The sequence below is a fragment of the Vibrio sp. Y176 genome (genome assembly GCF_033438945.1).
Genome location: NZ_JAWOQS010001083.1, coordinates 1 through 537 on the forward strand (window position 1 = coordinate 1; position 537 = coordinate 537).

Genomic DNA, 537 nt, shown 5'->3' on the forward strand with positions numbered 1-537 from the left:
AGGTTATTCAGGCGCTCGAAGTGAAGATGTGGCGTATTTTCTTACGTCGTCTTGATCTTCGCCAGCACCGTAAAATCATCGTCATTGATGATGAAATCGCCTATACAGGGTCAATGAACCTTGTCGATCCTGCATACTTTAAACAGAGCAGCGGCGTTGGGCGTTGGATCGATATCATGGTGCGAGTTACAGGGCCAACCGTAAACGTGTTAAGTGCGATTCACTGCTGGGACTGGGAAGTAGAAACGGGCGAACGTTATCTGCCGAAGTTGCCGGAGTGCAAAATTGACAACAGCAAATACCAACATCCGATTCAGGTGGTTCCATCTGGCCCCGGCATGCCAGAGTATTTGATTTATCAAGTGCTTACTTTGGCAATTAACCAAGCCAATCGTTCGGTACGAATCACAACACCGTATTTTGTACCTAATACCGACTTGCTTGAGACGTTAAAAATGACGGCGCAGCGCGGTATTGATGTTGAGCTGATCATACCGCACAAAAATGACTCACTTATGGTTCAGTGGGCATCGCGCG

General features: G+C 47.5%; 1 protein-coding gene. It reads left to right on the plus strand.

What is annotated here, in order from left to right; translation table 11 throughout:
* Positions 1–537: phospholipase D-like domain-containing protein (locus R7O13_RS30320; protein WP_318305653.1), on the plus strand; the 537-nt coding region annotated here is incomplete at both ends.